This window comes from Neobacillus soli NBRC 102451 (genome assembly GCF_001591665.1).
Lineage (GTDB): Bacteria > Bacillota > Bacilli > Bacillales > Cytobacillaceae > Neobacillus > Neobacillus soli.
Genome location: NZ_BCVI01000073.1, coordinates 1 through 24,761 on the forward strand (window position 1 = coordinate 1; position 24,761 = coordinate 24,761).

The 24,761-nt window shown below is 33.1% G+C and carries 21 protein-coding genes and 1 pseudogene; 8 read left to right on the plus strand and 14 right to left on the minus strand.

The window, feature by feature from the left end; all coding sequences use genetic code 11:
* Positions 1–74 precede the first annotated feature (74 nt).
* A pseudogene (locus BSO02S_RS26655) lies at positions 75–272 on the plus strand (hypothetical protein); the annotation flags it as partial.
* Here the strand turns inward: BSO02S_RS26655 and BSO02S_RS27330 are convergent.
* The 6 genes from BSO02S_RS27330 to BSO02S_RS23270 form a co-directional block, all read right to left on the minus strand.
* On the minus strand, positions 214–432 hold the full coding sequence (locus BSO02S_RS27330; RefSeq protein ID WP_066073383.1) for a hypothetical protein: 219 nt from the start codon (positions 430–432) through the stop codon (positions 214–216). The pseudogene BSO02S_RS26655 and the gene BSO02S_RS27330 overlap by 59 nt on opposite strands.
* A 34-nt stretch (positions 433–466) precedes the next feature.
* Complete coding sequence (locus BSO02S_RS23250; protein ID WP_169802791.1) at positions 467–2,278, minus strand: TnsB C-terminal domain-containing protein; 1,812 nt, start codon at positions 2,276–2,278, stop codon at positions 467–469.
* A 326-nt stretch (positions 2,279–2,604) separates the two neighbouring features.
* Complete coding sequence (locus BSO02S_RS23255) at positions 2,605–2,883, minus strand: hypothetical protein (RefSeq protein WP_066073389.1); 279 nt, start codon at positions 2,881–2,883, stop codon at positions 2,605–2,607.
* A gap of 239 nt (positions 2,884–3,122) precedes the next feature.
* Positions 3,123–4,850, minus strand: coding sequence for a single-stranded-DNA-specific exonuclease RecJ (gene recJ, locus BSO02S_RS23260; RefSeq protein ID WP_235846994.1), 1,728 nt, complete (start codon positions 4,848–4,850; stop codon positions 3,123–3,125).
* Positions 4,851–5,285: 435 nt separating this feature from the next.
* Entirely contained in the window at positions 5,286–5,660 is a 375-nt protein-coding gene (locus BSO02S_RS23265) for a restriction endonuclease (RefSeq protein ID WP_084375150.1), read from the minus strand.
* Positions 5,661–5,666: 6 nt separating this feature from the next.
* Entirely contained in the window at positions 5,667–6,515 is an 849-nt protein-coding gene (locus BSO02S_RS23270; protein ID WP_066073400.1) for a hypothetical protein, read from the minus strand.
* Positions 6,516–7,342: 827 nt separating this feature from the next.
* Between BSO02S_RS23270 and BSO02S_RS23275 the strand changes: the two genes are divergently transcribed.
* The 5 genes from BSO02S_RS23275 (at position 7,343) to BSO02S_RS23295 (ending at position 15,916) form a co-directional block, all read left to right on the plus strand.
* A complete protein-coding gene (locus BSO02S_RS23275; protein ID WP_066073403.1) occupies positions 7,343–8,188 on the plus strand; it encodes a heteromeric transposase endonuclease subunit TnsA in 846 nt (281 codons plus the stop codon).
* On the plus strand, positions 8,185–10,365 hold the full coding sequence (locus BSO02S_RS23280; protein WP_066073405.1) for a TnsB C-terminal domain-containing protein: 2,181 nt from the start codon (positions 8,185–8,187) through the stop codon (positions 10,363–10,365). The genes BSO02S_RS23275 and BSO02S_RS23280 overlap by 4 nt, the downstream gene beginning before the upstream one ends.
* A gap of 13 nt (positions 10,366–10,378) precedes the next feature.
* Positions 10,379–12,004 (plus strand): ATP-binding protein, encoded by a 1,626-nt coding sequence (locus BSO02S_RS23285; RefSeq protein ID WP_066073408.1) that lies wholly within the window; start codon positions 10,379–10,381, stop codon positions 12,002–12,004.
* 42 nt (positions 12,005–12,046) lie between these two features.
* Positions 12,047–13,876 (plus strand): TnsD family Tn7-like transposition protein, encoded by a 1,830-nt coding sequence (locus BSO02S_RS23290; protein ID WP_235846996.1) that lies wholly within the window; start codon positions 12,047–12,049, stop codon positions 13,874–13,876.
* A gap of 165 nt (positions 13,877–14,041) precedes the next feature.
* The gene (locus tag BSO02S_RS23295) at positions 14,042–15,916 is read left to right on the plus strand and encodes a TnsD family Tn7-like transposition protein (RefSeq protein WP_084375152.1); all 1,875 of its coding nucleotides are present in this window, start codon (positions 14,042–14,044) and stop codon (positions 15,914–15,916) included.
* An 899-nt stretch (positions 15,917–16,815) separates the two neighbouring features.
* Here the strand turns inward: BSO02S_RS23295 and BSO02S_RS23305 are convergent.
* Positions 16,816–17,538 (minus strand): alpha/beta fold hydrolase, encoded by a 723-nt coding sequence (locus BSO02S_RS23305; protein WP_235846995.1) that lies wholly within the window; start codon positions 17,536–17,538, stop codon positions 16,816–16,818.
* A gap of 161 nt (positions 17,539–17,699) precedes the next feature.
* Here BSO02S_RS23305 and BSO02S_RS23310 point away from each other — a divergent pair, with 161 nt between their 5' ends.
* Positions 17,700–18,539, plus strand: a complete 840-nt coding sequence (locus tag BSO02S_RS23310) for a tyrosine-type recombinase/integrase (RefSeq protein WP_066073420.1) — start codon at positions 17,700–17,702, stop codon at positions 18,537–18,539.
* A 257-nt stretch (positions 18,540–18,796) separates the two neighbouring features.
* Positions 18,797–19,804, plus strand: coding sequence for a DUF3231 family protein (locus tag BSO02S_RS23315; protein WP_066073423.1), 1,008 nt, complete (start codon positions 18,797–18,799; stop codon positions 19,802–19,804).
* Positions 19,805–19,976: 172 nt separating this feature from the next.
* Here the strand turns inward: BSO02S_RS23315 and BSO02S_RS23320 are convergent, their stop codons facing one another.
* From BSO02S_RS23320 to BSO02S_RS23350, 7 genes are all read right to left on the minus strand, one after another.
* Positions 19,977–20,159: a hypothetical protein gene (locus BSO02S_RS23320; protein WP_007085679.1), complete on the minus strand. Its 183-nt coding sequence runs from the start codon at positions 20,157–20,159 to the stop codon at positions 19,977–19,979.
* Between the two features lie 233 nt (positions 20,160–20,392).
* Entirely contained in the window at positions 20,393–20,701 is a 309-nt protein-coding gene (locus BSO02S_RS23325; RefSeq protein WP_066073426.1) for a hypothetical protein, read from the minus strand.
* A 66-nt stretch (positions 20,702–20,767) separates the two neighbouring features.
* The gene (locus BSO02S_RS23330; RefSeq protein ID WP_066073428.1) at positions 20,768–21,142 is read right to left on the minus strand and encodes a DUF5412 domain-containing protein; all 375 of its coding nucleotides are present in this window, start codon (positions 21,140–21,142) and stop codon (positions 20,768–20,770) included.
* A 232-nt stretch (positions 21,143–21,374) separates the two neighbouring features.
* Entirely contained in the window at positions 21,375–22,178 is an 804-nt protein-coding gene (locus BSO02S_RS23335) for an Imm26 family immunity protein (RefSeq protein ID WP_066073431.1), read from the minus strand.
* A gap of 342 nt (positions 22,179–22,520) precedes the next feature.
* A complete protein-coding gene (locus BSO02S_RS23340; protein ID WP_066073434.1) occupies positions 22,521–22,979 on the minus strand; it encodes a DUF5063 domain-containing protein in 459 nt (152 codons plus the stop codon).
* A gap of 81 nt (positions 22,980–23,060) precedes the next feature.
* Complete coding sequence (locus BSO02S_RS23345) at positions 23,061–23,354, minus strand: hypothetical protein (RefSeq protein ID WP_066073437.1); 294 nt, start codon at positions 23,352–23,354, stop codon at positions 23,061–23,063.
* A gap of 924 nt (positions 23,355–24,278) precedes the next feature.
* On the minus strand, positions 24,279–24,692 hold the full coding sequence (locus BSO02S_RS23350) for a hypothetical protein (RefSeq protein WP_066073440.1): 414 nt from the start codon (positions 24,690–24,692) through the stop codon (positions 24,279–24,281).
* Positions 24,693–24,761 lie beyond the last annotated feature (69 nt).

Here is a 24,761-nt window from a genome sequence, read left to right on the forward strand (position 1 = left end):
TTTAAGTGAAACTCCTCACAATATACAATCTTATTAGGGGATTAATAAATCTATTTCGTTTTATCCTTTCTTGGAGGCGGTTATCCATTTTGGAAAGACCATTGATGACCGCTCGTGGTGATGGGAAAAGTTATATCTACTCAAATTTAAATCCAAAATATGCACAAATGGCAATCACCATACTTCGATCCTATTACAATTTTTGTTTGCCATTCAAATCGAGCAGAGGCAGAATGAAAGATATGCTGACACCTGCCCAACGATTCCAGTAATCAACATGCATTGAGGATCAGCCGACTTAAACTTTGCCCGATGGCACTTTGCAATTAGTTCTAATCCCTTTTTAAAATCTGGATGGTTGATACGTAAAAAATCAACTCTTTTAAATTTTTCATCCTTGCTTATTAATCGAAATATTTCTCTGTTAGTCATAAGAAACCTCCCAATTAATATCCACGCCTAATTCCTAGTTGTAATAATGTTCCGTCTTTTCTTTTTTCACCATTTCCTTTCCTTCCTCTTTTTTTTCAAAAGTGACTGCTATTGTCCCTTTTTTCACTTTTTCAATGATTGCGGTCGAGCCTTTTTGTTCCATCCTGGCTTGTTTCTGTCTATCTTTTTTACTTTGAATTTCCTCTTGTGCCTTTTGTACAATTTTGGCTATTGCCTCAGCAATCTCCTCTATCTTAAAACTTGCTTTTTCTTCTTCTCTCGTTTCATCTACAAATACTTGATGAGCGTACTCACTTAGATTTTGGGAATATTCTTGATTGGTGCAAAACACCTCAAGATAGTCCTTATCGAATTCATTGTAGACATAAACCTTTGAAATATCACTAGGGTCATATTTGTAGGTAACTTTCGTACCTTTCCCTTTCATAACCAATCTAATTTTAAGTTCGCTTAACTCCTTAGATTGGTAAAACAAGTGAGCCTTGCGGATTCCAGTGTTTTGAATAGAAGATGTTCCAATTTTCATTAACGCTACCTTCCAATCCAATTTTGTAGAAGGGATTGATGGGGTAAATCCATTTTCCATGGCTTTTTTCCACATTTTTGCTGGTGCTGGACGATTTAGACTTCTTGGTTTCTGTGAATAAACATCCACAATATAAATATGAAGCAGTTCCAAAAACGAATTTAGATGCATTACAGCCTTTTTTTCTGAATCGTAATCCCCCTTTTTTAATATGTTAGAGAAAGTTGTACCAGGCAGTTGATGAATTAACCCTTCATTTAATGTTTTAAAATAACGATCGACAATACCCTTTTTCCAAGTGCTTCTAGCTTTTGTGAATTCTAAATTAATGTCTAATTGTAAACATGCATCTATTAAGTGCTTACTAGTAAATTCTTTTCCCCTATCTACAACTAAAAACTCTGGTAACCCAAAGGCTAACCACTCATTTTTAACACTAGGATAAAGCTTTTTAATATACGTTTTGGGAGAAGATGCATGCAAAAGACAATTCATAACGGACACATATGATGGTGGCTCAAACCCAACATAAAAGCCTAAAAGATTTCCTGTAAATTTATCAAAGGCTGTTGTAAGGGTTGGTCTACCTAGCGGGTAATCATTATCGTCTAACAAGATCAAATCTAATTTAGTGTGATCTACTTCCACTCTTTGTAAAGGGCGATTGGCTGGTTGTAATAACCTTGCAGACGCAAATTTTTTTCTAGTAGCTTCGTGTCCTAATCTTACTTTATCTCGTTCATACGAATCTGAATCAGTGATTCTTCTTCTTATGGTCGAGATGGACGGATAAGGGAGTTTTTCGTTCGCCTCACTCTCTTTATTTCTATTATGAATTTCATTCACTACTTCATAATGTACTTTTTTTGGGTTAGCTAATTCTCTCCTTTTATAAGAATTATTTAATACCTGCTCGATAATTAACTCAACTTCTGTATGCAGCCGTTTTTCTTTAGGAGCAGAATTATGCTTATTACTTACAAGAGATCGAATATCTCCATCTGATTCTAGAAATGCACCAAGCCAACGGTAGATTGATCTTTCTGAGACTTTGTGACCCAGCTTTTCTAGTTGCTCTATTCGCCCCTTAATATACGGTTTTAATGTATTATCAGACACAACTAATAGTGGTTCAATAACAAAATGGCGAAATTTGGCACCTTCCTGCTGTTCAATCGATAGCATAGAAAAATCCGAAAAGTCGAAGGTCTTCTTCTGTTTTTCATTTTGATTCTGTAACTCAAGAACCCCTTCCTCCATCCAGTTATAAATGTCCGTGATAGTAACTTTCTTTTTCAAACTTTCGAACTCTAAATCCTTTGTCAAGATAACATTTGGTTCAATTTCCTCTGTAATTTCAAAGGATCGGTTAAGATGTACATACTTTGTTCCTATACCTACATAAATTCTCATGGCTTCCTCCTTATTGTGCTAGCTTGCTAGCTTACCAGTTTATTTTCTTTATGGGCGCAACTTCGAAGTTTTATACGTCGTCTGTGCAACACAATTCCAGTTTATACGACGAATTCACTATTTTCACAGAGGTATATTATGGAAACCATTGATATTATTAAAATAATAATATAAAATATAATTTTTACAAAAAAAAGAAAAAGCCCTTGGTATCACTGACATTTTCTCCTTTTCATATACTCTTCAAATTCACATTTTTTGACAAAAGTTTTCCTGCATATACCAGTTAAATAATTCTTTAATTTCCTTCTGTAAATTGCATTTCGAACCAACGATTCCGTAACTCCATATTCTTGTATAAGCTGTTCTAAAGTCCTAAAAGACTCTTTGATTTGAAGTAAATTCTCTTTATCAAATCGATATGCAAATGCTTTATTGTTTAATTTTTCAACTCTTGGTTTGGTAAACAAACCTGCTTCAACCAACTTCAATGTTGTCCTCTCTGTAAAGCCAAATAACCCCGCAACTTGCTTTAATGAAATATTGTAAGAAGCCATGTAGTGATGAGAAACTTAGTATTTTTCAATTAAACTTAAATTTAGCTGTTTTTCATTTAAGGATAAACGGAAAAAGCTTATTCTGATAATTATTATGAAGCTAAATGTATTACATTTAATTAAGATATACCCCATAAATTGGAATAACGGAAGCTTCTTGTTTGGGTGCTATTTTAAAATATTCGAAGGTCATTAATAAGAAAGTTCTTTTCTTTCCAACAATTAGGTGTATATAAAAATTCTAGAGTGGTCCATTGTTTTTTGAAATGATGACCTTTTGAAAATGCTAATAATTTTTTCTTATTGATAGTTAACTTTACATGCTCTTTGTTATTTCCAAATAGTTCAAAGTTGCTTAATTGTTGGGTGGGCGGGCAATGAAATATTGGTTTTGGGTTTCCTATTCCAAAAGGTTCCAATGCCACTAAGTCTTTAAAAAGTTCAACAGGAAATTTCATCAAATCAAACTGATTAGTATATTGAATCATTGGTTTAATTTCCGAATCATTCATTATTGCTAATTGAACTGCTTTCCTAAATAAATCTATTTTCTCTAAATCAATAGACAATCCAGCAGCGCCTTGATGTCCACCGTACTTTTTTAAATACTGAGAACATTGTTTTATCGGATTTATGATTGAAAAATTAGAACCTTGAACAGTTCTTGCAGAACCAGTCCCCGATTGCGATATCACAATTGTGGGTTTATGAAAATTTTCAGCCACTCTCGCGGCAATTATCCCGATAATACCATTGTGGAATTCTCCGTGTACAACGATTATTTTCTCATTATCCCAACCATTTTTTAAAATGTCTTGTTCAGCCTGTTGGTATTGCTCAGTGGTTAAGGATTGGCGCTTGCGATTGATTGCAATTAATTCTTTTAATTCTTCCTCGCTAGTATCTGTATTCGTTAATAGCTTTGTTGCTTTATTTGGATCATCAATACGCCCAACAGAATTAAAAATGGGAGCGATTTGAAATCCTATTTTAGTGCTATCAACGTATGAGAGATTAAGTAAGCCAAATAATTTCTTTAATACTTGGCTAGGATCGTTATTCATTTTACAAAGACCTAACGAACAAATTACTCTATTTTCGCCTTCTAGTGGCATTAAATCTGCTATTGTTCCTAAGGTCGCCATTTCAATATAATCATGAAAGTGTTTTTCCCAAGATAAATTGGAAGTTGCTTGAAATAAAGCTTGAACAAGTTTGAATGCAACACCTGCACCAGAGAGGTTAGTGTAAGGGTATGTGTTATCGAATCTTTTCGGATTGATAAAAGCATAGCAGTTTGGGAATTCACCTAAAATTTCATGGTGGTCTGTTACAATAACATCAATTCCCTTTTCTTTTGCCATTCTCATAGCCTCATGAGCGCTTGAACCATTATCAACTGTGATAATAAGTGAAACACCCAGATTTGAAATTTCCTCTATTGCTTTAGGTGAAATACCATACCCTTCATGTCTTAGTGGTAAGCGAAAGGACACATTTGCACCAAAGTATTTTAGGCATTGATGCATAAGTGTCGAAGAACTGATGCCATCTAGATCATAATCGCCAAAGATTAAAATGGTTTCATTTCGTTTCATCGCTTGAATAATCCGAAATACGGATTTTTTCATATCATTTAACAAAAAAGGATTGTGTAAATCGTTAATGGAAGGATATAAAAAGCTCCATACTCGCTCTTCCGTATTGATTCCTTGCTCAAACAATCCATGCATTAAGATAGGTTCGATACAAGTTTGTCGAGCTAAAAAATAAATTAACGATTTATTAGGATGGGAGTTAAGTTGAGGATTAATTTGCCGCCATATAGTTTGATTTTTAACCATAATTAATATAATCATCTCCATCCCAATAAAAGTATTTATAGAAATAGATATACCCATGAATTCCCATATTTATACATAGGTGTAAATTATTATTACTACCGATATGAGACTGTTTCTCTTTGTAGTTAAATTACTTGAAAATGAATTTTATTTTGCTTGAAACAAAATTTATCCTTTTGTATCAATTAGGATTATTTGTTGTATAGGGCTTTTCTTACTATTACAAAATCCCCTAATCCTACCAATCAACAAGGATAATATCTATTATATTGAAATTTACCTTTGATTCCTCCGTACGAAACTTCGTTGTACCCATTAGTCGTGCTTTCCGCGTTTCCTCACGTTTAGAGGCATAGTGATATAAATTTCCATACACTCCTTGTTGTAACTCTGGAAGGCTAACATTTCAATCGGATACAAAAAAAAAGACACGTACCTAAAGCTTTTTCTACTTCAGGAAATAGTGCCATTTTACCTGCCTATTCGGTAATATTAATTAGCTTTTTCTTTTTTCTTTAATTCGATGCGTACGTTGTAGCCATAGTCTTTAAACATATTAATCAAATTGGAACCATCTAAAAGAGTTAGTGGCTTCCCCTTAGCGAACTCCCTCGAATCATTCCCATAGTAACTAGTCGTAACCAAGATTCCTTTGATTGCTCCTTCATACGCCATAATTCCATTTACCTCACGCACTGCTGAAATAGGAACTACATGATTATATCGTTTTGCTTGAATAATGAATTTACCACCGCGTATTGGATCTGGATCAAATGCAACCGCATCAATTCCTCCATCACGACTTGCCTTTGTCACCTTCACCTCTGCACCTACGGTCGAAAAATAACGGGAGAATAGTTCTCTCACTAGATGTTAAAAATCTTCCCATGGCATCGCTGCTAAATTGGGAATGGAGTTGATTCCAGCAAGAATTTCTTTTGATTCCACAAATCGTTTGTCATCTCGATCTAGTTCTAGAATTGGTCGTACAGGAGCTAATTGATATAATGCACCTGCATTCAATCCTTTAAGATTTCGAAAACAATCTTTCGGAACCACTTTTTCTAAGTTGAGTGATAAAAATTCATCTTTTGTTGCTTGAAGGCTAATTATACACGAATGAAAGTCTTGACCAGTTGAGGTATCTACACCATGTATCCATCCATTAAACACTATTAACTCGACCGTGTTGGCGTAATCAGCACTTAAACACTCATATACGTTGCGAATAGTTATTTGGTAAATTACATCCTCATAATATTCTTCAAATTCTTTTTTCTTCATTGTTTTTGATGTTATTTCTTTACGTGCATGGACAAACTTATATTCAATGACATTTGGTAGGGTGTAAGGATGTGGTAAATCAAAGTCTACAACTAAAGATTTGGTATCGGATAAGTATTGAATATCAAAATGCTTTGACATACCATCTGGATACTTTGAATTCTCTATTACAGTTCTAAAATATCTCTCGACAAATGGCGGTATTGCTCCTTCGTACGTTCGTCTAAATTGATTGACTGAATGGTTCATTTCTTTTTGAACATTTATTAACTCATTTATTGCATTTTGGAATTCTGTATATGCTTCAAAATAAAGTCTTTCCGCCTCTTTTTGTTTTTCAATCCTTTTGTTTCTTGCCGAAGATGAAAAAAACTCGATGAATTTATCTTCCTTCGGTACATTTACACGTTCTATAAATGATTCTAATTTGGGTTCCACTTCTTGGTAGAAATCATGGTTATATAACTCGTCCCATTTTAGAATATGATGTTCCCTTAAAGAGGACTGAAGCAGAATTTGATATTGGTAAATTAAATCTAATGCGTTCTTAGTATCAGATATCGCTTTTTCTTTTATTTTCGCAACTTGCTTTTGTTCTTTTACCTGCTTTTCTTTTTCTTTCCATCGCAGCTTTTGATTTTTTACCTTTTCATCTAACTCCCACTAAGTCTTAGCTTTAATAACCTTATCCTCTTTTAAGTAACGATTCGAAATGTGAGTACGAAACACCAATTTATACCTCCACTACTTTCTCTATTAGTAAAAGTTTAACCATAATATCAAAAAAGGAAAAATTATTAGCCGCCGATTGTTTTTTTAATAATGCAAAATAATCTTATTTTCGCTTATTTTATAAAATGGACATATATTTGTTTATTGTTGCGGTCGAGTAAAACGAAATTGAATTAAAATGAACAAGAGTATTTAAATTTCCATGTGAGTAACGAGGAAATTAAAGGAAATTAACTGGTTTAAAGAGGAAAATTTTAAAAAGCGTAATCTGAGGATAAGACCAATTGTATCAAGGGTTTTTTTGTTATTTTTAAGGTTAATTATTTTATATTATCAATTTAATAATATCAAGAGTTTCCTTTAATTACCAATACGGTTACTGAATAATATTGAGCTATACTGATTAGGACAGCCGAGGAATATAGTATAAAAAATACTAGTTGCTCCCATAATAGAAATAAACTAACAAGCTAGCATGCTAGCAAGCTAGCTAATATAGAAGGAAACTAACCACAAAGGAAGGTGTAGCATCTTTGTTTAAACGCAGATATATTACTTCATCAAAAATTGATGTGATGAAAAAACAAGGTCGCGGACAAGGTACTGTTGAAGAGTATAAACCTTGGTTAACAATACGAGATATATCCTCAAGTGGATTTAGCCATCGTATTAAGGGCTGGAAGACTAATCGAACTCACCATTTTCTCTCCAATTTAGAACTGTCATTTTTCTTTTGGCTCGAATGGTCGCCAAATATTGTTGACATAAGAGAACGGTACCCGCTTTTACCAATCGAAAAAACAATAGAAGTAGCTGAACAATTTAATTTCAAACATCCAAAGGAAAAGAAATCAGGTGAACACATCGTAATGACGACTGATTTTTTGGTGGATTATGATATTGAAAGCAGCAGAAATATTAAAAAGGCATACTCAGTAACACCGTATAATCGATTAAACCAGACCCGCTTTTTAAGAAGAACATTTATTGAAAGGGGATTTTGGCATAGCCAAGGAATTGACTTTACTGTGATAACAGATAAAGATATTCCGATAGAAATTTCTAATAACGTTGAATGGTTTTGGTCAGCTAGGCAATTCGACTTTCTGCCAGTTAACACCTACGAAGAATTATTTTTTACAGAGCTAACTTTAAGTGAAAATCTAACTAATTCCTCCATGCCGTTAGCTAAAGCTTGTCTATTTACTGACGATCAATTGGGATTAAAACCAGGTTCTTCTATTCAGTTAGTTAAGCATTTAATTGCAAATCGTTATTGGGAAGTTGATATGACTAAAAGAATAACAACATCAAAACCTCTTGTGTTTAATCGAAATATAGATTTATTCCAAGCAAATCAAAAAGGAATGATTGAATGATTCTCATTGAAAACAGTGTCTATCAATATGAAGTGAATAATGAAACAATCTTCGAAAGAATTTTATGGATCGATCGTAAGAAAAACACCGTAATCGTTGTACGTTTATCAGAGGATAATAATGTTTATTACTTCCCTGATTACCGTGAATTGAAGGAATACGAAAAATTTATTAAAGAAGAAGCCTTAAAACGTTCAGTAAATCCTTTTGACCGAATTTTTGATCCCCAATCTGCCTTTTATAAGGATCATGTCAAAAAAAGAGATGAAAGATGGGAAAGAATAAAGTCTCTAGCTGAAGATAAGCCCGATATTTATGACCCCAGTTTACGATCGAAACTTATTCAGGAGTTATCTGAAAAAACTCATGTCTCAACTAGAACCTATTATGCTGATTTAAAACTGTATTGGAGAGGTGGACAGATTGTGGATGCCCTTTTCCCACTTTATGAAAACAGCGGAGGAAAAGGGAAAAGTAGAATAATAACCGAAGAAATGAAACAAAACGCATTAAAAGAAGGGAAACCAATACCAAAAAGGGGGCGGCAGGATACTACAAGAAATGTTGGAATAAATGTCGATGAAACTACTTTAGGATATATTAAAAAATCAATTAGAGACTATTATCAAACCACAAATAAGCTTACTCTTCCTGAAGCTTATCGATATATGCTCCGTAAGTATTTTAATGTAGGACATGAAATCATCGAAGGGGTTTCTGCCCCTATCATTGATCCAGAAGGTCGATTTCCTACCTTAGAAGCCTACAAGTATCATGTATATAAAGATATCGATCTAAGGAAAACCGTAATAAGACGTGAAGGGATAAAACGATATAATTTAAGCCATAGACCTGTTTTAGGGAGTTCCGTTAATGATCAAATGGCACCAGGTTCTGTTTTTCAGATTGATGCAACACAAGGAAATGTTTATCTTGTAAATCGTTATGACCGTGAAAGAATTATATCAAGACCAACCATTTATATAGTTCAGGATGTTTTCAGCAGGTTTATTGCTGGTTCATATGTAAGAATGAACGCGCCAAGTTGGCAAGGAGTCCAATTAGCTTTATTAGATGCATTTAAAAACTCCAAGATTATTAGTAGCTTTGGTTATGAAAGTGGAGAAACATGTTTGATTCCTAAGTCAATACTTCCTGATAGAGGATCCGAGTTTATTAGCTTAAATTCTGACAATCTTTCCGAATCAATACTCGATATACGTGTAAAAAATGCCCCTCCTTATCGAGCTGACTGGAAAGGTATGGTTGAACAGCACATAAACCTGATAAAGAAAAAAACCCGAATGCTGCCAGGTGCAGTTAAAAAAGGACATAAAGAACGAGGTGAGGTTGACCACCGTTTGGATGCTATTCTAGATATTGATCAATTCACTGATATAGTGAAAAAGGTAATTGAAACTCTCAATAATAGATTAATGAAAGAGTATGAATTAGATGAACTAATGACAAAGGATGGGGTTAGACCTATACCTATTGAATTATGGAATTGGGGGGTAAAAAATAGAGGCACAAATTTAAGAGAATTCCCTGAGAAAAGTGTAATAATTAATCTTTTACCAAGAGAAAAGGCAACAGTTAAACGCGATGGGATAATTTTTCAAGGTAGAAGTTATACTTCTGAAGTGGCACTTGAACAACAATGGTTTGACAAAGCAGGTGCCTCTGGTAGTTGGCAAGTTCCTATTGCTTATGACCCACGGAATGCTGGTGACCTGTATATCATTTTAGAAAATGGGAAGCAAATTATACCCTGTCAACTTTTGCCCCATCATGATCGATATAACAACTATACAATCGACGAAATCGAAGATTTGTACGGTAAGGAAAAAGAACAGCAATTTGATTATGAGATTCAAGGACTTCAAAATGAAATTAACCTTGATGCGTATTTAGACCATATTGTTACTGAAGCAATTGCAAGTAAAGATATTCCTTCGATTCCAAAACAAAGTAATCAACAAAAGCTTAATGGTATTGAGGAAAATAAAAAGTTAGAAAGAAAAAAAGAAAATGATAAAGAAGCTGTAATGATTCAAGACTTACTTCAAAATAACGAGTCAAAATCAATCATGAATGAAAACAATTCATTGGAAGAAAAGATTGAAGAGTTACTATCAAAAGAACAATCTCTACATCGAAAATTAACAAACTTCTAAGGAGTGGGAATTAATGTTAGTTAACGGGAATGTCATTAAGGCACAGTACAAGGAACAATTGATATCACAGTATAAACATAATCCTTATATTGAGGCGCTGCCTGAGATATATGACATTTCAAAGGCGGCATCTAGAATTAGCAGAAAACCATTATTTGATTCCCATGAACGTAATTTACCTGATCATCATAGAATTCACGCTGTTTGGAGTTTAGCTGATTATATTAAACCAATGCCAAGACACATTCAGCTTGAAAATAGTATCTCTATTGCTCTTCGACAAGGCTATAAAGCAAGAAATCCATTGAATACCGAATGGAAGCGTCAAATGGTAGAATCTTTTGAAAATCTTGATTGGACTAGTGATGAATATCAACCACGAATTCGTTCAACAGCCTCGGGATTTGCCTTAATGGGTTTGAGTGGTGTAGGAAAATCAACTGCTGTTGAGAGCGTTCTTGGGCTATATCCTCAAGTAATAAAACACAAAGAATATAACGGGGCAGTTTTAAATCATCAAACGCAAATTGTTTGGATGAAACTTAATTGTCCATATAATGGATCACTTAAGGGATTATGTTTAGATTTTTTCAAAAATCTGGACGAATTAACAGGTGAAACTTATTATAAAAAGTTTAATAAAAAGCATATCAATGTTGATACCTTGGTTGTTGAAATGGGGCATTTAGCCAATATTTTTGGATTGGGTGTATTGGTTATAGATGAAATACAATTTTTGAGCCAAGCAGTAAAAGGTGGTTCCAAGGCAATGATGAATTTTTTTATTAAATTAATCAATTCAATTGGGTTACCAGTTATTCTAGTTGGAACACCTGCTTCTCTTTTTCTTTTTGATGATTTGGCGACCGCAAGACGTAATGAAGGGTTTGGAACAGATCTTTGGCTTAATTATCCTAAAAATGAAATATGGGACGATTTTGTAAGGGGTATCTGGAAGTATCAATGGACCAAGGAAGAAAACCCATTAACCCCTGCAATTGAAAAGGCAATTTATGATTGTACTCAAGGCATCCCTGATTTTGCTATAAAATTATATATGCTTACTCAATGGCAAGTAATTGGCGAAGAGAATGAAAAAATTTCTGCTTCGCTAATCAGAGATGTTGCGGGAAAAAAATTCAGGTTAGCTAAACCTATCTTAAATGCAATAAAAAATGGACAGGCAGAAAAATTAATGCGGTATAAAGATATTCCAACTCCAGACATGAAAAAGAACTTTAAAGAAACAGTACAAAATACTAATTTAAAACAGGACAAAGAAACATCTTCTGAAGAAAGTCCTGTACTTAAAATTGCAAAATTATTAATTCAAGCAGGAATTAGTAATGTAAAAATCGTAAAAGAATGTGCAGAATTAGCAGTCGCAAAAATGTCCAGCAGTCAAGATTTTAAAGAAGCAGTACGGTATGCAATGCAAGAAGCATGGAACATGGAAGAAATATATAAAGATGTAAGCCAAAAAGAATCATGGACCATGGAAGAAATATATGACGATGTAAGCCAAAAAGAAACTGAAGTTAAAGAAAAACCAATTACTAAAAAAGCACGGCTATCTTCAGAAGAAATGAGTGAAACATTAAAAAAGGAAAAAGAAAAAAAGGATTTTTTAGTCCTTTAGTTTCTTTCAAATATTGAAGAAGGGTGAAAAATAATGCTTCCTATGATAAAGACACCCTACCCTGATGAATTGTTTTATAGTGTAATTTCAAGGTATCATAATTGGAGTAGGAATCGATTAAGGGATGAATCAATGGAAAAGTTGTTTGGTAAAAAGAATTTTTCACCTTTAGCAGGGTTTCCTTCAAGATTGTCAATATTAGCTAGTCGAATTAATGATGATATGATTACACCTATTTATCTTGTTAATCATACAACTTTTTTTCCTCTGTTCCGTCCCTTTATACAGAACGAGCGTGCTAATCGTTTAGAAACTTTAATGAGTAATAATGTGCAAAGTAATCAAATTCAGACAACGATGGGACATATAGAAAAAAGGAAAAAATATTTATATTTCTGTCCAAAATGTTTTGATGAAGATAAAGTAGGTTTTGGAGAAGCATACTGGCATCGAACACATCAGGTGTTTGGTGTCAATGTATGTCCGAAGCATAATGTTTGGTTAATAGAAAGCACTATTAAACATTCTACGGAAAAACTAGTACCACTTTCTAGGAAGATTGTTGATAAAGGGAAAGATGTTTTTAATTCTAAACCAAATAAACACCTATACTACTTAATTTCAACAGGGGTCCATTGGATCTTAAACAACCATCCCCCTACACTAGATCTAGAAGACATAAAATCGCATTATAAAACCATCCTGCAAGAAACCAATTTTATGAACTATCAGGAGAAAATTCGATTTAAGGAATTAATTCCAAAAATCATTGAATTCTTTGGAGAAGAATTTTTAATGGATATGGAGAGTAATCTTGACCCTAAACAAAGAAGCAGTTGGATTAGAGGTATTTTTAAAAAGCATGTAAAACCAGTCCATCCCATCAAACATTTGATATTAATATCATTTTTGAAATATACCCCAAAAGATTACTTTGAATTAAGACCGACAAGTTTCAAGCCGTTTGGTGAAGGTCCTTGGCTATGTCTTAATCCAGCTGCACAACATTATCTTCAACCAGTTATTAGAGATTGTAGAATAAAAGGAAATGAAAAAACAGGAAAGCCTGGTGGTATCTTTCACTGTTCTTGTGGATTTATTTATACACGTAATGGACCTGATAAAACACAATCAGATAAATATAGATATAGCTATGTTAAATCGTTCGGTCGAGTATGGGAACAAAAATTAATGGATTCTAGGTTAATTGAAAATAAATCATTTAGAAAATTAGCAAAAGAATTCAAAATGGACCGTGAAACCTTATCAAAACATTTTAATAGGTTAGTCATACAAAACAATTCAACCGATGAGTTTCAATTTCAGAAGGAAAATTATCGTAAAGAGTGGTTTAATCTACTCACAAAGTTTCCAGAAAAGACACAAACTGAGCTACGTGGCATAGCCAACGCTATATTTAAATGGTTATACCGAAATGACAAAGAGTGGTTAACCTTGCATTCCCCAATAAAAAAAAGAAGTCATGTCCCCAATAATTCAGATGCTTCTTTGATAGCAAAAGATTGGAACATTACAGACATGGAAATCGTTTCTCAAATTCCTAATATAGTGAAATCTATTGCTTTAGAAAACGGAAAACCTAAAAGAATAACAGCGACCGCAATTAGCGACCGTCTTCGCTATAAACAATTTTTATCCAGAAATAAGCACCATCTCCCAAAAACAAAAAAATGTCTCGAATCTGTTATTGAAAATACAGAACAATTCCGTATCAGAAGACTTATGTGGGTATTGATGAAGATGGAAGAAAACAATGAAAAATTTGCAAAGTCAAAAATACTGGCAAAAGCGAGTTTAAAAAACCAGCAACTTACTAAAGAAATGGAGGAACTTATCGAAAGTCATTTATAAAAACCACAATAATGTTTTTGCACTTATACTTTTTATATATTTTACTTTTATTTGAAAGCAAGTCGTGTATGCGGCTTGTTTTTTTATGAATTTATTAGTTTGTCCAAAGAATTGCGAATATATAACTGGTAAATTGTACATAATAGTAATAAAGAAAAATGTAAAGTGGTGAAGACAATTCCTAATTTTTCTTCTTTATATCCAGATGAACTGTTATACAGTATTATTTCTCGGTATCATTTATGGAGTCGAAATCCATATTTTTCAGATACTATTGATGATTTGTTTGGCAGGAGTAATGTAACAATATCTACGGTGTTACCCAATCGATTACAACAAATTTGTAATAAGCTATTCATTGATAGCAATATAACATCAAAGTATTTAATTTATAATCATACCTTTTACCCCTTATTTCTTCCATTTTGGTCAAAGGAACAGAACAACGAGATTCTACAAGGGATGATTAACTCCGAAGATAAATCTATTCTAAACCGAGCTGGTATTCTTCAAAGCAAAATACCTTTTCCAGAGTACCTACGTTTCTGCCTAAAATGTTGCAATGAAAATATCGAACTATATGGAGAAGCATACTGGCACAGAACTCACCAAATCTATGGAGTAAATGTATGTCCGCTGCATGACGAGATTTTGATGGAATCCTCTATCCCTTTCACATCCAAAAGAAACCGTCAATCTCTTTATCCATTGACCAAACAATTGATTAAAAAAAGTATCCCAATCATGTTTCTGAAAGAATGTTCAAAAAATGATTTAAAAATATCAAAGGCTGTATATGATTTATTGTCAAGTGATTCACCTGTATTGGGACTAGAGAAACTTGGTGAGAAATACACTTCATTTTTAAAGAAAAATGGATTAGCTAATTACAATGGTACTGTGCGTAAAACAGAGTTATTAAAATCATTTTACTATTTTTACGGAAACAGTTTCTTAAATCAAATGAAATGCAACATATATAAATCGAGTAATATAAATTGGATAGATAATTTAATTCGACCAAGAACAAATTCTCACCCTCTAATGCACATATTATTGATTAACTTTCTTGGGTATAAATTAAAAGAATTTTTCTTGGCACCAATCGATTCAGAAAAAAACTTTGGAAAAGGTCCTTGGCTCTGTTTTAATGCGGCAAGTAACCATTACAAAGAAAAGGTGATAACTGATTGTAAAGTGAAATTGGGGACTCAAGGTCATTTAGTCGGAACATTTACTTGTTCTTGTGGTTTCGTTTATTCACGGAGGCAATCTGACGAAAATCATGATGATTTCTATAACATAGGATTAATTAAGTCATATGGTCCTATGTGGGAGAATGAGCTTATTCGATTAAGAAAAAATGAAAAAAAGACCATTAAAGAAATTTCGTTACTCCTAAAGGTAACTCCACTAACTGTAATAAGAAAGCTAAAAAAATTCGAAGATAAACAATCAGACAAAGTGAAAAAAAATTCTCCTGACAATCAAAAACAATATCGTTTGAAATGGCTAAAAGTGGTGAATGAAAATCCTCAATTGAATAAAACAGGTTTACGTTCATTAGCAAAAAAGGAATTTGCTTGGCTTTATCGACAGGATAGAAAATGGCTAGAAGAGAATTCACCTGAAAATCAGAGGGTTAGCAATAGCGGTAAATATATAAGCTGGGAACAACGAGATAGTGAGATTTCCAAGCTGCTACTAGATGTAATTAGTGAAATGAAAAGTATTAATACAACAGAAAGACCAATACGTATAACAATTGCATCTGTCGGAAAGAAAATTGGTAAATATTCTGTTATTCTATATGGATTAAATAAGATGCCTTTAACTAAAGGTGTTCTAGAGGAAGAAGTGGAATCTATTGAAGAATTCCAAATGCGCCGCGTACATTGGGCGATCGAAGTATTAAAAGAAAAGGATGATTCTGTTACTCCAAATAAAATTAGAAAAGTGGCTTCATTAGCTAATTCAAAAATAAGTTTAGCTGTAAAGCATATCATTAATATTGAAATAGATGAGTATTATAAGGGATAAACTCCTCACATTTTGAGGAGTTTATTTTACAACTTTATTTAATATTGCCTTTGAAACCGCTCACTAATTGCGGATTATCATTTTACAATATTTTTTACCTGCTAAACAATGTTGTGAAATGTTAAATAAAGTTCTAGAAAATATCTAGTTTCTGCGGTCGAGCAGTATTTAAATATTCTGGGTCTCATTGATTCAAAAGAGTAAAGGTGGCTTCTTGATTTATGATTATATTAAAATAGAGGGAAGATTACTAATGGGTTCCGTTTCCTTTCGAACTCGAAAAGGCAATCAAAAAAATGTAACCAAATTCGTCTTGTGTTTTACCTCTGATTTTGATATTAAAAATAAAATGGCTCAGTTCACTATACTGAGCCATTTCTTATGTATATTTTCAATTGCTTCTTCAACTAAAGCCCCCGTTAGCCATCCATGAAGCGCAAAAATCAGCGCTTCACCACAGAGAATGAAAATTGGTCTATATGTCGATAATGTTTTAATGACTGGCGAAGAAGGTCTTTGAACTATGGTGCCTTTGAGCCCATCCGTTAGTCTGACTCCAACGACCACGGTGTACCACCGACTGTCGCACCCTTTAGGGGTAGCACTCATGGGAGATTAATCCTTTTTCTGGTTGTTGCGCCAGCTTTAACTGATTTCATTTTAAGTAGAAAGGTTTCACAAGTCGTTTTACCAGCCAATCTTATATACGATCCTTCAAGAGGCTCAGCCTTTTTTTAAAAACTGGTTTTTCTGGGTCTATTTTTTCATGCCCTTTTTCAGTTTTTATTTTCATGGGAGTGGAACAAGAAAAATGGCTGCCGCAGCACACCTTTTGTTAAACAAAAGCACCCGTTAATTAACTAAAGAAAGAAGGGGAGAGCATCAATGTTGAAGTAAAATCATTTGAATTTTTTTATAAAATCTCCAAGAACTTCTCCTAATTTATTTTGCTTGGTAAGCCAAATATAATGCTCAGCCCCTTTCAATTCAATGTACTTAGAAATATTAATAAGGTTTGAAATTTGTTTAATTGACCAAGATGGTCGAATATCATTTTCGGCGTAGATAAACAGAGAGGGTAATTCAAGATGTGAGATGTCTTTTAACAAGTTAGGATTTTTTATATATTGCCTCCAAGAATCAATTAGTGAACGGTGGACAATCTTATTATCCTCGTATTCAAAGTCTGGAATTACTTCTCCCATTTCTGCTTTGTTACGATTGTAAGCGTTCTTCCAATCCCGATCATTTTGAATTCCAGTTCCAGATATAGAAACATACCCTAAGATAGAATGAGAATATATAAGAGAGTATGCAAGTCCTAAATCTGCACCCCAAGAGTGACCAATTACGACCCACTTTTCAATCCCATATTCACATCGAATTCTTTCTATGTCTTGAAGACATATTTTTAAGTCGTACCCCTCTCCATCATAAGTGGAGCGACCACAGCCTCTTGGGTCAAACATAATAACCTTACAAAAATTTTCTATAAGAGTTGACAAAGGTTCTAAATAATTACATGTTCCAGGTCCTCCGCTGATTAAAATAACAGGGATTCCGTCTCCCCTTTTTTTAGTCCAAAGCATAGCATTTTCTACTTCAATGAATTTTTCAACCAAAAATACCACCCTTTATTACAAAGTTTTAATATATTAATTCTACTAATATTTCTAAACACCTTCTGCTACTAAACTGACCGATAGTTCAATACCTTACGTTTCCAATTCAACAATCAAGGCAATAATTCCTCCAATATAACCGAAAAAAGGAGGATATTATTTTGTTATTATCAAAAACCTGGGAATTATATGAATCGGATAAAAAGATTGAAGGATTCTCCCCTCAGACATTAAAAGCATATAAGCTCCAATCTAAGCTACTTATCCAATACTCTAACGATGTAAATATTGAATTATTGACGACTGATCGGCTGAAAGAATACTTGGCAAAATCAAGCGAACACCTAAAGCCATCAAGTTTGACTCATCGAATTCGATTTATTAAATCGATATTTCGTTGGTCACACGAGGAAGGGCATATCCCGAAAAATCCAGCTGCGAAAATCAAAGAACCTAAACAAGGAAAACGGATTCCAAAATTTTTAATAGAAAGAGAAATAGAACATTTGAGGGAAGCGTGCATTACGCCAATGGAAAAGGCATTATTTGAATTTATGTTTTCAACGGGTTGTAGAATAGGAGAAATTGTTTCTCTTGATAAAAATTGTATTAATTGGTCGAATCGATCAGCTATTGTCCTTGGAAAGGGTGATAAGGAAAGGGAGGTCTACTTTAATATACGGTGTGAAATATGGCTCAACCGATACTTAGACCTTCGCCAGGATAAAGACCCAGCAATTTTTGTTACTGAACGGCACCCACATAGAATGAGTATTGGACAAATGAGATATATCATAAAACGAATATCAAGTCGGGCAGGGATCAACAAAGAAATTCATCCACACCAGCTACGCCACTGCTATGCTACACACCTATTGAACAACGGAGCTCCCATTGATGTTATTCAAAGTTTACTGGGACACGAAAAAAGCGAGACCACCAGAATTTATGCTCAGCTAAGTGGAAGCGTTAGAAGAGAATTTTACAGAAAGTATTTTTAAAAATGGATGGCAAAAGGCAACGGATACTCCGCTGCCTTTTCACTATCGCACCCGATAGTTTAAGTACAATATTTCACAAACTTTTTTTAAAGTCCCCCATTTTAGTAGCTGAATATTTGAAAAGCCCTCTTAATTATGATATCTCCCTTGTCAAACCAAAAAATTATTAATTTTCCATGCAATATTACATAATTGATAAAAAAATACCAGATACTTGTTATAGAATATAAAATTAATCTTAAAAAGGAATTGATTATATGGATAATAAAAAGGCAGCAAAGTTAACTGCGGGTGAGTTAGCACACTGTTGGGAACAGTTAATGAATAATAGTATGTCAAATGTTGTTTTGGAGTATCTGACCTTAACAACAGAATTAGAAGAAGTTAAATCTCTTTGTAGTGAGGCGGGTTCTATTTCTAAATCTGCTGTACAATTTTTTGAATCTGTTCTACGAAGTGAAAACTATCCAATCCCCAATGGCTTTAACTTTAAAGATGATTTAAACCCAAATGCCCCTAAGATGTATACGGATGTTTTTATACTATTTTATTTAAATAATATGTATAAAATTGGAATGTCCTTAACAAGTATGGCACTATCAGATTCAGTAAGGGAGGATATCCGTAATTTTTTCCATGAACAATTAAAAAACATTTCAAGTTTATTTGAAAGTACAACAACTATTCTATTGGAAAAGGGAGTATTTGTAAGACCTCCTTCAATTACCTCCACTCATGAAACAAACCCAATTGCAGATAAAGGATTTTTGGGTAACTTCTTTAATGATAATAGAGAATTAACGGCAAGAGAAGCAAATGAGCTACACAAAAATGTTTTTATGAATTATATTGGTAAAAACTTATTAATTGGATTTATTCAATCTACATCTAATCAGCAATTAATGAGTTTATTGCAACATGGAAAAGAATTATCTTTAAATATTATAGACAAATTAGGTGATATTTTAGTTCAAAATGATTTGCCTATTTCAATGACTTGGGATACGAATGTTTTGGATGGTAAAACATCTCCTTTTTCAGATAAATTAATATCTTATCTATTAGACCAACTTAGTCGTGATGGTATCGCCAGTTATGGGTATAGTGCAGCAGTAAGTATCCGAAAAGATTTAAAAACTACATATACAAAGATAATTGCAGATGTGTATCAATATGAAAAAAATATAAAATCCTTTATGATAAAAAATGAGTGGATGGAGAAACCTCCTGGTGCACTAAATAGGGATAAGCTTTCTCAAGACTAAAGAAAAATAAAGCTACCAAAGTACGGTAGCTTTTTGTTTTTTAGAGGAGTATTCCAAATCTCCTTTAAGAGTGTACCAGATATATGAAAGCCATTATTCCACTAACCTGCCCCGTTACTTCAATAAGAAAAATGCGTCTCCACTTATTGTAGAAACGCACCCGTTAACAGAACTAAAACGGCAGGCTTTGAAAAAGCGAAATGGTTATAACAAATGCCGATAAAGTTCCCGCAAAGAGTAAGGTTATCATTTTTCGCCAATTTATCTCTTTTGAAGGTTTTACAGCTTCTCGGGAAACCGCAATCCATACTGCAAAAGAAACTATGGCGACTATGGCAATAACTTCTTTAGACATATTTACCACCCCTTGATTTAAATTTTGTTTAAATCTTTAAAAGTATTATTCGTTAAATGCCCTTTAGTACAATCACTTTAACCAAATAATAACACAATAACTAAAACTTTAATTTTAAATTTCTGATTTTAATAACAAAAGAAACAGAACATCAATTGATAGTCTTATTCAACTCTTCTGCTCCGTTAGTCGAATAAGACACTTTAGATCTGAGTGCTGAAAATTATGAAAAATTACTTCCTGAGTAAACCATATATATAGTAAATAAAATAAATTGGCACATTTACAACAAACAAAGAGGCAATTAAAGATAACAGATTTATTGACATAGGATTTTCCCAGGGAGAAGAAATAGACATAAAATATGGAAATGGTGGGTCATAGCTGGATAGGTCTTGATTAACAAAAGGGAACGGAAAACCAAATGCAGCATTTTTTAGATCATCGTAATTGCTTACGCAATTTTTGCTGAAAAATGGTGACAGTAAGACTAAAAGGTTAGCTACTAAAAATAAAAGGACTAAAAATTTCCTCTTAATCATCAAACTTTATCTCCTTTTCACTAGCCCAAATATTACTTTTTCTTTCAAATAAATAATTTTTAATAATTATTTTATCCCACTTCTATAATCATAAGTTTCATTAGGTAACTTCAGTTCCACGTTATTTATAATCACTGTATTGTCATCTATCCATTCTATTTTTGCGTTTTCCTCTCTATATTGCCAATATATTTTCTTCGATCTTTTATTTTCTTTATTAAAGACTAATTCTCCCAAAACTGCATACGAAACTGTTGCACCACCATTAGATAGATAAGCATTTATCGTATATGTACCATTTGGAGAAGTAGATTGGTTGATTAATTCATCTTTAAATCGGCTCCAATCAAAGAAAACCCAATACACTCCATATGCAATAATTCCTGCAAATAACAGTCCCAATATAAGAAACACATTAAGTATTGATATTTTACTTTTCATTGTAATCTCCTTATTTTTATTTTGTATTATAAATATTCTATGTATATAGATATTCTATGTATAATCATATAATTAAATATAAAACTTTTCAATAAATTTCATCAACTTATTCATAAACTAATCTGCTCTTTACTTCAGTAAAGTTCAACAAAAATAAGCGTTAATCCTTCTTGGATCAACGCTACCCGTTAGTGTAAGTACACTGTTTCACAATATGCTTTAGCAAACATACTTAATTCCATTTTCTCTCTTTCCGATAAATGTTTCTTTCGGATAACGATAAAACTTTTGCAGTTGAAGGACGTTTCACTGCGGGTAATAACATTTGGTCAAAACAATCCTCCTCAGCGTATATGTTCCACGGCGTAATTCCGTAAAAGGCGTTGGCTAAGTCTTGGAGGAGTCCACTACTAAAACTCTCGTTATCAATACTCTTTGGAACTTCGTCTTTTTGAATCTCCACATTCATATTACCAATCACCTTCCAACTGTGATTATCTATTGAAGTAGTGGTTAATGTTAGTATCGAAATAAAGGGATTGTCAATAATTTCTTCTAAAGTTGGGACAACCTTTTTATTAATATCAAACAACCCGCAAACAGGTTGTGTATAGTTTTTCCAAACTATCTGTCCAAAAGCGTATGTGCCATCCTCTAGTGGGATTTGAAATATATCTCCCACTTTCCATTTTTGTTTCTTGGGTCTTTTATGTGAGAGTAATTGATTTTTGGTAACGTTTATTTCGTCCGCAGTTAAGTTCACATTGGCAAGTTCGTTTATAACTAAGACTATTTCTAATATCAATGCTGCATTAGTTGTTCGGATAATAACCGCACTCGATTCGTAATCAAACCCTATATGCTTGTATATATTGGGGTCCATCTTTTCTCTTGCTGTTTTGCGAAGAAGTTTTAATGCCTCATTATTTGTTTCCAATTTAAACAATTCAGCTAAATCCTCATCAATAAAGAAATATGAGTTTGATGCATCTGGTAGGAGGATTTCTATTTCCCCTAAATTACAAGTTGTTTCCATTGTTTTTCATTTTCCCCTTTTATTTGAGAATTTCTTATTAAAATTATAACACCGAAAGAGGCTGTTTCTTAAAGTAACCTGCTCCGTTACTTCAATAAGAAAAATGCGTCTCCACATATTGTAGAAACGCACCCGTTAGCCATCCATGCAGCGGAAAAATCGTCGCTGCACCACAGAGAATGAAAATGGTTAGGAAGTGTCAATACTGATACAGACCTTAATCCAGTCAACCAATTCATAGAATTATTAATTAGCGCTCTCCTCTTTTTTTTAACGATTGAGCAGGGTCTTCTTTAGTATTGTCATTTTTCTATTCTTGAAGAAACTTATTTTCATGGTAGCTTAATAAGCACTATTAAAATTCACTGAATGTAATACACGTATTGCATCAATAGCGTGACTGCCCCAATGTATTTCATAATTACATTTCCATTCCCATATAGCCTCTAAATATTCTTTATTTTCGTATAAAATTATCCCTCTTTTAACGTCTTTATAAATATCTAAAGTGTCATCCGATAGACTTGCACCCACAGGTTCCTCTAAGTGATACGGGTTAAAAACTTCCCAATAATGGTTGTATTGTCCGAAATTTATTTTAGGAACAGAAGTGTCAAAGTCGGGTATTTTATCATCTTTTGGTTCAACTTCGGGAAGATATAGTGCTTTTGAATACAAATCCAGAAGTGAAACAAGGAGATTTTTAAATTTATTGTTTTCCTTATTGGAGTCGAAATTTTCAATAATGCTACAATATTTCAACGCAGATAGAAAAAATTCCTGTACCTCTTTATTTTTCATTTTATCTCCTCACAAATAAATCATATTCGATTTAAAATTCTCCATATATCCATTAAAACCTTCTTCAACAAACCTGATCCGTTAGTTAAATAATCCTTGCTCTTTCCATTGGTCGAAATACTTTTGATAACCCATTTCTTCAGCAGTCATAGTGTATTGAGTAGCTTCCAATTTAAAAGTATGAAAAACCGACAAGGATTCATAGGTCGGATTCCCTTCTACATCCCCGAAAAGTGTTTCGAATGTATTCACATCCACTGATGTTGTCGTTCCATTCTCGTAGTTTTCAAGAAGAATGAAATCAACCTCTCCCTGTTCTGTATGCCCTTTAAACATTAAACCTGCTTCTTTTAATGACAAAAATAATTGTTTCATACTCAACCTCTGCTCTCACTGAAAAATTAATCACCATATTGTACTAGCCTGCTTCTTTAGTATAAAAAGAAAACAGTGCTTCCGCAGCACCACCTTGTTTAACTCTTGCCCAAGTTGAAGTAAATATGTTTAGGATTAAATTTGTCCAGAGTATATAAAAATTACTAATGGAATTATCGGTATCAAGAATAGAAATGATATAAACTTTATAAAACCAGTCTCACGTTTATATAAGGATATAAGGCTTACAATTATTGAAATGATAAAAAGTGCAACTCCTAGTAATATAACATATATATGTTGAATATAAACAAGTCCTATCCATATCAATACAACTCCCAGTATGGTTAAAAACAAAGACCATTTACTTTACATTTTCCCCAAAATTATTCCTCCCATGGATAATAACTTAAAGTGTACTTTAGAATGATAAAAAACCGCTTTTTTTTAAGTGTTGAAATCGACAAACATGACCCATATAAAAATAGTTTTTTATAATTTCGACATAACTTCTCTTTTTCCTTTTTTCACAAAATATTGTTGAACTAACCTGCCCCGTTACTTGAATAAGAAAAAAAGGTGCATTCCTTTTTTAAAAGAAACCACCTTTGGTTTAATAAAAAATTTAATTATCATTTTTTTAAATTATCTACTTTTTCCTCTATCCTTTTTAGACGTTCATCTCTTTTCTTTGACGACCGTAAGAATAGGACAATAAGAACAATAAAAGCCACTGGTATGAGTATTGAAAATAACTGAAAAATGATTGTCCCAATATTTATCATTTTTTATTCCTCCACTAAATCTTTAAAAAAATTATAACACTTATTTAAAATTCATCGTTCAAGCAACTGCATCGTTACGAAGAAGAAAAAGACAATATCGTTGTTCCAGTAAAGCCCCCGTTAGCTTAGTAAGAGTTACCTATTGCTTTTTTAAAATAAACCTTCGGGGTGGACCGTAACTCTGTTCCCCTTGAAAGTATGCTAGTTTATCGGGAATACAGGAAATTAAGAACGGCATTCCACACCAAATTAAATGTTCTAAGGCTTCCGTTAGTGGAAACTCTTTCCCATCCATATCACTAATAATCGAAGTCATTACATAGCACAAATTCCCTGCACCCTGTTTTTTTAATAACTTTTCAATATCTTCGGGGTCGGAATTAGGTTTGGGTAATTCGAAAATACACTCTTTACGAAGGCAGTCGAAAGGACTTTCTAACCTTGCTATCCTATCACGGCGTTTCTTACTTGAAGATAAATCAAAAAGAACTCTTTCTTGAAGTCTTTTAATAAAAAACGTTTTAACAATGATTTCTTCAATTTCTTTGTTCATCCCCAACCCCTCCTACACCTTAATTTTACCATAAAACACCATATTTTTAGGTGATTCTTATTTAGCAAA